The 11,589-nt window shown below is 68.4% G+C and carries 9 protein-coding genes; all 9 read right to left on the bottom strand.

The genetic code is table 11. From position 1 onward, the window contains the following. Nucleotides 1–22 precede the first annotated feature (22 nt). The 9 genes from ACOTSS_RS16210 to glcF all read right to left on the bottom strand — a co-directional run bounded on the left by ACOTSS_RS16210 (nt 23) and on the right by glcF (nt 11,589). Nucleotides 23–1,276, bottom strand: a complete 1,254-nt coding sequence (locus ACOTSS_RS16210; protein WP_448689017.1) for an MFS transporter — start codon at nt 1,274–1,276, stop codon at nt 23–25. Beyond that, on the bottom strand, nt 1,273–1,956 hold the full coding sequence (locus ACOTSS_RS16205) for an aspartate/glutamate racemase family protein (RefSeq protein WP_095387982.1): 684 nt from the start codon (nt 1,954–1,956) through the stop codon (nt 1,273–1,275). Before ACOTSS_RS16205 ends, ACOTSS_RS16210 begins: the two co-directional genes overlap by 4 nt. Before the next feature lie 15 nt (nt 1,957–1,971). Then, nucleotides 1,972–5,061 carry a family 78 glycoside hydrolase catalytic domain gene (locus tag ACOTSS_RS16200; protein WP_448689016.1) on the bottom strand — a complete coding sequence of 1,030 codons (3,090 nt, stop codon included), beginning with the start codon at nt 5,059–5,061 and terminating at the stop codon, nt 1,972–1,974. Between the two features lie 3 nt (nt 5,062–5,064). Next, nucleotides 5,065–5,976 (bottom strand): amidohydrolase family protein, encoded by a 912-nt coding sequence (locus tag ACOTSS_RS16195; protein ID WP_448691364.1) that lies wholly within the window; start codon nt 5,974–5,976, stop codon nt 5,065–5,067. A gap of 2 nt (nt 5,977–5,978) precedes the next feature. After that, nucleotides 5,979–6,731 (bottom strand): SDR family NAD(P)-dependent oxidoreductase, encoded by a 753-nt coding sequence (locus ACOTSS_RS16190; RefSeq protein WP_095388097.1) that lies wholly within the window; start codon nt 6,729–6,731, stop codon nt 5,979–5,981. Further along, nucleotides 6,728–7,585 (bottom strand): fumarylacetoacetate hydrolase family protein, encoded by an 858-nt coding sequence (locus tag ACOTSS_RS16185; protein ID WP_095387985.1) that lies wholly within the window; start codon nt 7,583–7,585, stop codon nt 6,728–6,730. The genes ACOTSS_RS16190 and ACOTSS_RS16185 overlap by 4 nt, the downstream gene beginning before the upstream one ends. 10 nt (nt 7,586–7,595) lie before the next feature. Beyond that, the gene (gene rhmD, locus ACOTSS_RS16180) at nt 7,596–8,783 is read right to left on the bottom strand and encodes an L-rhamnonate dehydratase (RefSeq protein ID WP_448689015.1); all 1,188 of its coding nucleotides are present in this window, start codon (nt 8,781–8,783) and stop codon (nt 7,596–7,598) included. A gap of 12 nt (nt 8,784–8,795) precedes the next feature. Beyond that, nucleotides 8,796–10,193: a glycoside hydrolase family 140 protein gene (locus ACOTSS_RS16175; RefSeq protein WP_448689014.1), complete on the bottom strand. Its 1,398-nt coding sequence runs from the start codon at nt 10,191–10,193 to the stop codon at nt 8,796–8,798. Between the two features lie 85 nt (nt 10,194–10,278). After that, the gene (gene glcF / locus ACOTSS_RS16170) at nt 10,279–11,589 is read right to left on the bottom strand and encodes a glycolate oxidase subunit GlcF (protein ID WP_448689013.1); all 1,311 of its coding nucleotides are present in this window, start codon (nt 11,587–11,589) and stop codon (nt 10,279–10,281) included.

The following is an 11,589-nucleotide window of genomic DNA, read 5'->3' as shown; positions in this document are numbered from 1 at the left end:
CTCGAACGGGCGGCGTTTTCGGTCAGGCCGCGACGGGCGCTGGCTTGTGGTCGAATCCCCTGGTGCAGTCGATCATCGCGAACAGCATGGCGGAGATCAGCACCATCGCGGCGACGCCCTGCAGCGGCAGGGCGTAGTTGTTGGTCGCCGCGACGACATAGCCGAAGGCGACCGAGCAGACGAAGCCGCCCATATTTCCCGCGGTGTTCATCATGCCGCTGGCGATGCCGCCGTAGCGGCCGCCGATCGCCATGCACATCGCCCAGGCGGCGGGCAGCATCAGGTCCATCACCATGAAGGCGGTTCCGGCGAGCGCCACGATGGCGAGCTTGCCGGTGGCGAGGCTCATCGCGACGAGCAGCGCGGCGGTCAGCGTCAGGCAGATGCCGGCAATCAGGCTGTAGGCGCGGCGGATGCCGATCCGCTCGGCGAGGCGGTCGCACAGGACGCCGCCGGCGAGATTGCCGACGATGCCGAGCAGGAAGGGGACCGAGCCGTAGAGGCCCATTTCGTCCACCGTGAAGCCCGCCCCCTTGACCATCCAGACAGGGAACCAGCCGAAGAAGAACCAGGCGCCGAAGGCATAGAACCAATAGGCGACGGAGATGAGCCAGAGCTGCGGCAGGTCCATCAACTGGCGCCACGGTGTGCTCGCATGGCTGGCCGCCTCGTCGCTGCCGATCAGCGCGACCTCCTCGGCCGAGATGCCCGGCTGGTCGGCGGGGCGATCGTGGAACCAGCGCCACCAGATGATCGCCCAGACGAAGCCGACCGCGCCGAGGATGACGAACACCGTCTGCCAGCCGAAATATTTGTTCGCCGGTACCAGCAGCAGCGGCGCGAGCGCGCCGCCGAAGCGGCTCGCGGCCCAGATCACCCCCTGTCCGCGTGCGCGCTCGCGCGCCGGCAGCCAGCGATAGAGCACGCCGGTCATGTTGGGATAGGCGCCCGCGGCGCCGAGGCCGAACAGGAAGCGCGCGGCGGCGAGCTGCCAGAAATTGCGGCAGACCGCGGTGATCGCGGTGAAGAAGGACCACCAGACGGTGATGCGCGTCAGTTCCTTGCGATACCCATGCTTGTCGCCCATCGCGCCCGATGGAATCTCGAACACCGCATAGGCGATGACATAGGCGCTGAGGATCCAGCCCCATTCGTCGGGCGTGATGTTCAGATCCTTCTGGATCGCCGGCCCGGTCACCGCGATGGCGAGCCGGTCGATGAAGGTGATGATCGACAGCGCGGCGAGGATGCCGAGGACGGCGCGCCGCTTCGTCACTGGCCGGCGCTCCGGGCGAGGCGCGCGAGAATGTCGCGCGCCTGCTCCATGCCGAGCTCGGGGCTCGCGAAGACGGGCGCCGATACCGCGCCCTCGGGCAGGCTGGCGACGACGCGCGCCATCGACGCCTGGGCGAGGACGATGGCGTCGACGCCCTTCAGGCCGACGGTCAGACCTTCGCCGACGATGCGGTCGTGGGTCGCGCCGTCGCCGGCCATCACGGCCTCGAAGGCGCCTTCGCACAGATGCTCGACCAGCTCGATCTCCTTGCCCTGCTCGGCGGCAACGCGGCGGACGAGGTCGGCGGTGGGCTGCAGCGTGGTCGACAGCGTTGCGACGACCCCGATGCGCTTGCCCGTCGCGACGGCCTTTTCGGCCATGGCGCGATCGACACGCAGCACCGGCTGGTCATAGAGGTCTGCGGCCATCTCGACCGCCTTGCCGATCGACGAGCAGGTCACCATCGCGACGTCGCAGCCGGCGTCGAAGGCCGACCCGACGAGGCGGATCACCTGGCGCATCGTCGTCTTTTCCAGATGGCCGGCGGCGATCGTGTTCTTGATCGTGCTCTCGTCGACGAAGTGCAGCAGCTTGACGTCGGCGGGCATGATGCGCGCCGCGATCTCGTTGAACACGCCGGCGAGCATCGGGGAATTATGGATGAGTCCGAGCGTGGGCATGGGGTCGTTCCTCTCTCAATATCTTGTAAAATCGTGATGGCCGGCGCCGACCGTGAGGCGAGTCAGCGAGCCATCGGTCGTCAGGCTCCGGCCGCCGTCGCGCCAGCCGATGCCGGGGAGTTCGACCTCGGCGCGGGCGTTGGCGGGCACGGTCAGCCTGAAACGGGTGAGGCCGCTCGCGTCGCCTTCGGTTTCGGTCGCGATAGTGCCGACGAGCGAATCGTAGCGGGCGCTCACCCGCCCGATCGCGGGATACCAGAGCGGCCGCGCGGCGATGGTGCGGAAGCCCGGCGACGCCGGCGCGATGCCGGCGAGACGGCGGTAGAAGAAGCCGACGACCGCGCCGAAGGCATAATGATTGTAGCTGTTCATCGACAGGTCGCCGGTGTCGCCGTTCCACCGCTCCCACATCGTGGTCGCGCCCTGGCTCGGCATATAGCCCCAGCTCGGATAGCCGGTCTGGAGCAGCAGGCCGGCGACCTCTTCGTGCAGCCCGGCATCGGCGAGCACGTCGAGAATATAGGGGGTGCCGAGAAAGCCGGTCGACAGCTTCATGCCGCGCGCGCGGATGTCCTTCGCCAGCACCGCGGCGGCCGCGGCGCGGCGGCCCGAGGGAACGAGGCCCATGTGGAGCGCGAGGACCTGACTGCACTGGCTGCCGTTGCCCGCGGTGCCGTCGGCCGCGACGAATTCGCGCGCGAAGGCTTCGCCGATCGTCTCGCGAAGATCGTGATAGAAGATGGCATCGGCATGCCGGCCGGTCGCCTCGGCCATGTCGGCCATCAGCTCCGCTGCCCATGCCCAATAGGCGGTGGCGCAGAGGATGCGGGGGGTGGTCTCGTCGTCGGGCTTGACGGCGTCGACCGACAGCCAGTCGCCGAGGTCGAGCCCGCGATCGTGGCGCCAGATGCCGTCGGGGTTGGCGCGCGCGACATAGGCCATCCACGCCGCCATCGCGTCCCAATTCTCGTCGATCGCCGCGGTGTCGCCATAGCGCTGCCAGAGCTGCCACGGCAGGATGATCCCGGCCTCGCTCCACCCCGCCGTGACCACGTCGGGGAAGGACAGCGGCTGGGGAACGACGATCGGATAGGCGCCGTCGCTCCGCTGGGCGGCGCGCGCCTCGAGCAGGAAGCGGCGGATGAAGGGGTCGACCTCCATGTTGAAGGCGGCGGCGTCGAGGAACACCTGGATGTCGCCCATCCACCCCATGCGCTCGTCGCGCTGCGGGCAGTCGGTCGGCACCGCGAAAAAGTTGCTGCGCTGGCTCCACAGCGCATTGTTCCAGATCGTCTGGAGCAGTGGCGCGTCGGGGAAGGTCATCTCGCCGGTCTCGCGGCACGCGCTGTGGACGACGACGCCCTCGATATCGTCGGCGGTCGGCACGCCCGGATAGCCGGTGATCTCGACATAGCGGAAGCCGTGATAGGTGAAGCTCGGCTCGAAGATCTCGTCGCCGGTTCCCGCGAGGGTGAAGCGGTCGGTCGCCGCGGCGAGGCGCAGGTTGGCGAGGTCGGCGGTGCCGTCCGCATGGAGCAGCTCGGCGAATTTTGCGGTGATCGTCGTGCCTGCTGCCCCGTGCGCGCGGATGCGCACCCAGCCCGAGAAATTCTGGCCGAAGTCGAAGACGTAGCGGCCCGGTTGCGGCTCGCTTACGCTAAGCGCGCGGCGGTTGCCGGTGCGCTTCAACGCGGGCGAGGTCTGGGCGATCAGGCGTGCGTCGGGCGCCGCGCCGCGCTTTGCCGCTGTCCAGCCGCTGTCGTCGAAGTCCGGCCGGTCCCAGCCGGGTTGCTCGCGCCGGGCATCGCGCGTTTCGCCGTCGTAGATTTCGGACAGGAGGATCGCCGACGGCGCGAGGCGCCAGTGGGGGCCGGTCGCGATCCATTCGCTGCTGCCGTCGGCATAGTCGAGGCGGAGCTGCGCGCGGAAGCGACGCGGGGCGGGGCCGAAGCCGTAGCGCTCGATGCGCCAGCCGAACGGGCTTGCGTACCAGCCGTCGCCGACCGTCGCCCCGAGCGCATTGGCGCCGGGCCGGATCAGGTCGGTGACGTCGTGGACCTGATAGAGGACATGGCTCTTCGCGACGCTGATCTCGGGCGCGAGGATCGCATCGCTCACTGCGCGGCCGTTGATCCGCGCGTCATAGGCGCCGAGCGCGGTGGCGTAGAGCCGCGCCGCGACCACGGGCTTGGCGGGCGTGAATTCGGTGCGCAGCAGCATCGCGGGCTCGCTCGGGCGCGGGTCGCCCTCGGCCCAGCTCGTGCTCGGAACCACTCGCGCCCAGCCGCTCGCGTCGAAATCGGGGCTCGTCCAGCCTTCGGGCGCATCGGAGCGGACGCGAAACGCCGTGCCGGTGATGCGCTCGACGCTGCCGTCGGCAAGATGAAGGCGGATCAGCGCCGCGAAGGCGCCGCCATCGACGGGAAAGAAGCCTTCGGTGTCGGCCTCGACCAGCGCGCACACGCTGTTGCGGCCGGGCCTTGTTTGGCCCGCATAGGGCGCGAGCGTGCCCCAGAAGGGCAGATAGGTGTCCCAGCCGAACGGCCGGTCAAGCGGCGATGCTTCGCCGTTGATCCAGACGCCGCGCAGATGGTCCTTGCCCGCCATCAGCACCTCGGCGCGCGCCAGATCGGCCGGCGCGTCGAAATCGAGGCGGAAGGCGTGCGGACGGGCATCGAGCGCCGTCTCGCCCCATATCCACGCGACCCCGGCGGCGCGGTCGGCGGCGGCAAAGGCGTCCTCGGCCTCGATCCAGTCGGCGTGCCAGTCGTCCGGCGACAGCAGGCCGGTCTCGAACCACGCCGGCGCCGAGCGGACGGTTGTGCCCGCATTGTCGGTCGCCTCGACCGACCACCATATACGCTGCATCGACCGGGGCGCGGGGCCGCCATAGGCGATGTCGAAGGTCGCATCGCTCGCGACCTCGCCCGAATCCCATAGAGGATCGCTGTCGAGCGCCTCGACGCTGGCCGCCGCGCGGATGCGATAGCGCGTCTGCACAGCGTCCGGCGCATCGCTTTCGATCTGCCACGACAGGCGCGGACGCACCGCCTCCGTGCCGAGCAGGTCGGCGGTATGTTCGGTGCGCAGATCGACGATCTTCATGGCCTAGAGCACAAGGCCGAGCCGATAGATGCGGTTGGCGTTGCCCGCGAACAGCGCGGCGCGCTCGCTGTCCGAAAAGTCCGCGGTGATCGCGTCATAGGCGCCCAGATGCTTGTCGAAGCTGCCGAACAGCTTGTCGGTCGGGAAGTTGCTGGCGAACATCGCGCGGTCGGTGCCGAACAGCTCGATCGTCTCGAGGACATAGGGGCGCGCCTGTTCGGCGTCCCACGGGCGCCAGGTGAAACCCATGCCCGAGATCTTGACCGCGACATGGGGCAGCGCGGCGAGCTTCGCCATACCCCGTCGCCACACGCCCCAGCCATCCGCGTCGCCCGGGATCGCCATGCCGCTGTGGTCGATGATCACCTGCGTGTCGGGGTGCTTCGCGATCAGTTCGGCGAGATGCGCGAACTGGCCGGGATAGGCCTGAAGATCGAAGCTGAGGCCGTGGCGGGCGAGGAGCCCGAACCCCCGCGCCCAGGCATCCGACGTCGTGACGTCGGCGGGCGAATAGCTGCGCGCCGGATCGGGGTGCCAGTTGACGATATGGCGGATGCCGCGAACATTGCGATGCTCGACATGCCGCGCCAACAGCCATTCGAGGTCGGGGTCGTCGAGCGCGGCGAAGGCGACGATGCCCGTCGGCAGGCCGCGCGCATCGGCCATCGCCTGCAGCCATTCGGTCTCGCGCAGCGCATCGTCGGCATGGGCGCCGGCGTCGATATGCACGATTCCCCGCACGTCCCACCCCGCCGCGTCGGCCAGATAGGCGTCGAGCGGATAGTCGACCGCGATCGGTTCGACGCTGCCGTTCGGATTGTCGGCGTCGAACGGCGGCGCCAGCCACGGATAGCGGATGTGCGCCAGGTCCCACAGATGGACGTGCGGGTCGACGAGGGGCGGGCGCGCGCGCATCGTCAGAAGGTCGTCCGGCCGCCCGAGGTGTCGAAGGTCGAGGCGGTGGTAAAGCTGCACTCCTCGCTTGCCATGAAGCAGACCATCGCCGCGCTTTCGTCGACCTCGCCGAGGCGGCCCATCGGGATTTTCGAGCGCATGTAGTCAACCTGGCTTTGCGGCATCTGTGCCAGGATCGGGCTTTCGAAGGTCGCGGGGGTCAGGGCGTTGACCATCACGCCCTTGCCCGCCAGCTCCTTGCCGAGCGACTTGGTCAGGCCGATCACCGCGGCCTTCGACGCCGAATAGGCGCTGGCGTTGGGATTGCCTTCCTTGCCCGCGACCGACGAGATGTTGACGATCCGGCCATAGCCCGCCTCGAGCATCAGCGGCACGACCGCGCGGTTGCAATAGAAGAGGCCGTTCACGTTGATGTCGAAGACGCGCAGCCAGCTGTCGATCGGGAATTCGTGCACCGGCACCGTCGCGCCGGTGATGCCCGCCGAACAGACGAGAATGTCGATCTTGCCGCCGAGCGCCGCGGCGCTGGCCTTCGTCGCCGCCTCGACCGCCGCGGCGTCGGAGACGTCGAGGGCCTGCACGTCGCTCGCGCCGACCTCTTCGCGCGCCGCGGCGAGCGTGTCGGCGTTGACATCCCACAGCGCCGCCTTGCCGCCCTCGGCGACGATGCGCGCGGCTACGGCCTTGCCCAGCCCCGACGCGCCGCCGGTGACGATCGCGCTGCGCCCGGCGAAGCGGCCCGCATAGGCGCTCATCGGCCCGCCTCCCACGCGACGAAGTCCTGGCGCTGCTGCCCCAGCTTCTCGATGCCCAGTTCGACGACGTCGCCCGCCTTCAGATACCAGGCCTCGGGCTTCTGGCCCATGCCGACGCCCGGCGGGGTGCCGGTGGTGATGATGTCGCCGGGCTGCAGCGTCATGAACTGCGAGAGATAGGCGATGATCTGCGCGACGGTGAAGATCATCGTCTTGGTATGGCCGTCCTGTACCTTCTGGCCGTTGACCGACAGCCACATCGACAGCGCCTGCGGGTCGCCCACCTCGTCGGCGGTGACGAGCCAGGGGCCGACGGGGCCGAAGGTCGGGAAACCCTTGCCCTTGTCCCAGGTCATGCCGCGTTCCTGCTGCCAATGGCGTTCGGACACGTCGTTGATGACGCAATAGCCCGCGACATGATCGAGCGCGTCGGCTTCGGAGACATAGGAAGCCGCGGTGCCGATCACGACGCCGAGTTCGACCTCCCAGTCGGTCTTCTTCGAATCCTTCGGGATGGTGACCGGATCGTTCGGTCCCTGGATGCAGCTCACCCATTTATTGAACACGACCGGTTCCTCGGGGATCGGCAGGTTCGATTCGGCGGCGTGATCGGCATAGTTGAGGCCGATCGCGACGAAATGGCGCGTGCCCGCGACGCAGGGGCCATAGCGGACCTCGCCTTCGACCAGCGGCAGCGAGGCCGGGTCGATCGCGGCGAGCCGGGCCAGCCCGTCCTTGCCGACCGTGCCGGGATCGATGTCGGCGACATGCGCCGACAGGTCGCGGATGCGGCCGTCGGCGTCGATCAGACCGGGTTTCTCGGCGCCCGCGGCGCCATAGCGGCAGAGTTTCATGAAATCTTCCTCAGTTCGGATAGGGACGGTGGAGAGCGATGTCGCGGTTGAGCTCGACGCCGAAGCCCGGCTTGTCGAGCTCGCTCGCGCGGATCTTGCCGTTCACGGGCACGGGTTCGCCCAGAAGCTGCGGCGCGAACATCGGCACGACCTCGGTCGGGCCGGGGTGCATCATCAGGAATTCGGCGAAGGGCGAATTGTGCCGGGTGATGACGAAATGATAGCTGTAGACCGACGATCCGTGCGGGACCATCAGCACGCCCCTGCTGTCGGCGTAGCTGGCGATCTTGATCAACTCGGTGACGCCGCCGCACCAGCCCACGTCGGGCTGGATGATGTCGCAGCATTCCATGTCCATCAGCATGCGAAAGCCCCAGCGCGTCGCTTCATGCTCGCCGGTGGTGACGAGCAGCCCCCTGGGCGCATTCTTGCGGAGTTCGGCATAGCCCCAATAATCGTCGGGGCTGAGCGCTTCCTCGATCCATTTAAGCCCGCATTCGTGCCACGCGCGCTGGGCGAGACGCGTCGCATAGTCGAGGTCGAGGCTCATCCAGCAATCGTACATCAGCCAGAAATCGTCGCCGCATTTCGCGCGCATGTCGGCCAATAGCGCGATATTCTTCTCGAGCCCTTCGAGTCCCTCGGCGGGGCCGTGGTGGAGCGGCAGCTTGCCGCCGATGAAGCCGAGCTGCTTCGCGACATCGGGGCGCGCGCCCGTAGCATAGAACTGCAGCTCCTCGCGCACCGCGCCGCCGAGCATGTGATAGACGGGCTCGCCGCGCAGCTTGCCGAGCAGGTCCCAGATCGCGAGGTCGACGCCCGAGATGGCGTTCACCACCAGCCCCTTGCGGCCGTAATATTGGGTCGAGAAATACATCTGGTCCCAGATCAGCTCATAGTCGGCCGGACTGCGGCCGACGAGGAAGCGGGAAAGATGCTTTTCGACGATGAAGGCGGCGGGTTCGCCGCCGGTCGTCACCGCGAAGCCGACCGTGCCGTCGTCGGCTTCGAGCTCGACCACCAGCGTGCCGAGCACGTTGATGCCGAAGCTCTGCCGCGACTGGCGATAGGCGGGGTATTTCGCCATCGGCGTCGCGATATGGTCGTCGATCCAGTGGCCTTCGCCCTGGTCGTGATAGTCGGCGCCGCCGCCACGGACGGTGAAGGCACGGACATATTTGATCTTCGGCAGGGCCAAGGCGGATTTTCCTTATTCGGTCGCCGTGCGCCGGGCGTCATCGAGCACCAGCACCCAGTCGTTGCCCGGAGCGGTGTCGCCCGGCGGATCGAAGCGGCGCGTGCCGCTGTTGCTGAAGGTGCCGATCGGCGTCGTGGTGCCGTCGCGCGGCGAATACCATCCGGCACGCACCTGCTGGCCCGCGATCGCGCCGAGGCGCATCGTGAACGGCCGACCGGTGTAGCTATAGGCGAAGGCATAGGCCTTCCCCCGGCTCGCCAGCACGCGGTCGTAGCGTTCGCCGTTGTCGGCGATCAGCGACTGGTCGGGCACGCGTTCGAGCATCGGGCGCGATTCGATCAGCGTGCGGACGAAGCGCATCTGGTCGGCGCCCGGCGCGCGCGGCGCCGCGAGGGCGTCGCGCCACGGAATGTCGGCCTCGAAATTCCGCGTGTCGGCACCGGGCAGGAAGAATTGCATGACGTTGTTTTCGCCATAGGTGTGGCCAAACGCCCCGGCCATCACCGCCCACCAGGCGTAGCGGCGCACGTCGGCGGCCAGCCAGCGCGGCTGCGGCGGCGCTTCGTGCAGCCCGTGCGGGATATTCTCGTAGGAGGGCTCGCCGTCGATCGTCGGCTTGGCGGGCAGCCGCACCCAATCCTCGGCGATGTAGCGCCAGTTATCCTCGCCCTTCGCGTTCGCGCCTTCCTGCGCGTAGGAACGGTGGCCCGACTGCAGCATGTTGAAGTCGAGCCATTTGGCGTCGTGCCATTGCCACGAGGAATCGGTGCGGCCGATCGGGTGGAAGGTCATCAGCTGCCGCGGTGCGATCGACTTGATCGTCGTGCCGAGCGCGTCCCACACCGCGGTGTTCGACTCCGAGCGCGTGTCGCCGCCGTTGAGCCAGATGATGTTCTTCCGCTTGCCGTAGCGCTCGGCGATGAACCGGCCGTAGACAGGCGCATTGTCCCTGGTCAGCACCTTGTTCATCGCAAGGTCGCCCCACACCGGCACCAGCGCGAGATAGATGCCGAGTTCCTCGGCGCGTCCCGCGACCCAGTCGAGATGGTCCCAATAATCATATTCGTCCGGCTTGGCGGGATCGTTGCCGGGCGTGGTGCGCGGCCGGGCGGGGTCGCCGTCGACCAGCGCCGGCGCGCCGCTGCTGCTCGTCATCTTCGGCGTGTGGAGCACCATCACCTGGATGACGTTGAAGCCCTGGCGCTTGCGCGTCTGAAGATAGGTCTCGGTATCGGCGCGATCGACCCGGCTGAGCAGGAGCCACGCGGTGTCGCCGAGCCAGAAGAAGGGCTTGTCGCCGGCAAGAAGATAATGGCCGCCCGGCGCGACCGACAGTTCGGGGGTCTGGGCCTCGGCCGGCAGCGCCATGGTGGCGGCCAGTGCGGCGAGCAGGATCGAGCCGAGCTTCATGTTTCAGACGTCCTTCCCCTGAACGCGGGGGCATTTTCGCAGCCCGCCGCCCAAGACGTCTCATTGTATAATATTATTAATTGAGTCAATCGCCGATGCGCGTTTCGTGCCCCTTTAATTGCGCCGGCGCCGGGCCGCCGGTGGCCCAGTCGAGCAGTTCGACCATGTGCACGACCGGCACGCCGATCCGCGGGGCGATCTGCATCGCGCAGCCGATATTGCCGGTCGCGACGACGTCGGCGGCGAGGCGCGCGAGGTTCGCCGCCTTGCGGTCGCCGAGCTGCCCGGCGATGTCGGGCTGGAGGATGTTGTAGGTCCCCGCCGAGCCGCAGCACAGATGCGCCTCGGCCGGCGTCCGTACGGCATAGCCCGCGGCGGCGAGCAGGCGCTTGGGGGCTTCGGTGACCTTCTGCCCGTGCTGCAGCGAGCAGGCGGCGTGATAGGCGACGGTCAGTCCGCGGCCGTCGCCGGGCGGCAGATCGGCGTCGATCAGCAGTTCGGAGATGTCCTTCGCCAGCGCCGAGACCCGGGCCGCCTTTTCGGCATAGGCGGGGTCGCCGCGCAGCATGAAGCCATAGTCCTTGATCGTCGTGCCGCAGCCCGACGCGGTGACGACCACCGCCGCGAGGCCGCCGTCCTCGATCTCGCGCGTCCAGGCGTCGACATTGCGCCGCGCGGCGGCGAGCCCGTCCTCCTCGCGCCCCATGTGATGGACGAGCGCGCCGCAGCATTGCTCTCCTCCCGCGAACAGCACGTCATAGCCCGCGCGATTGAGCAAACGGATCGCGGCGGCGCGGAATTCGGGGCGCAGCACCGGCTCGGCGCAGCCCTGCAGGAGCGCGACGCGGCCCCTGGCGCGCGGTACGCTCGACGGCTCGGCGCCCGCCTTGGGTGGCAGACGACGCGGCGCCAGCGCGAGCATCGCCGCGAGCGGCTTCAGCGCGCCGACCTTCGCGAACAGGGGCGCCAGCGGGCGGCCGATCCTGGCGGCATGGAGCGCGAGGCGGAAGCGGCCGGGGTAGGGAAGCACCCAGGCCAGGATGCGGCGGAGCGCGCGCTCGGGCCACGGCCGGTCGTAGCGCTCGTGGATATAGGCGCGCGCATGATCGACGAGGTGCATATAGTTCACGCCCGACGGACAGGTCGTCATGCACGACAGGCAAGAGAGGCAGCGGTCGACATGCTTGACGACCTCGGCGCTCGGCTGCCGCTCATTCTCGAGCATGTCCTTGATCATGTAGATCCGCCCGCGCGGGCTATCGAGCTCGTCGCCGAGCAGCACATAGGTCGGGCAGGTCGCGGTGCAGAAGCCGCAGTGGACGCATTTGCGGATCACGCCTTCGGAGGAAGCCATGGCCGGGTCGGCGAGCTGCTCGGGCGAGAATTTGGTCTGCAT

This window comes from Sphingopyxis sp. NJF-3 (assembly GCF_053514865.1).
Note: the sequence above shows the minus strand (reverse complement) of the source record. Positions and strands in the feature narration are given on the sequence as shown.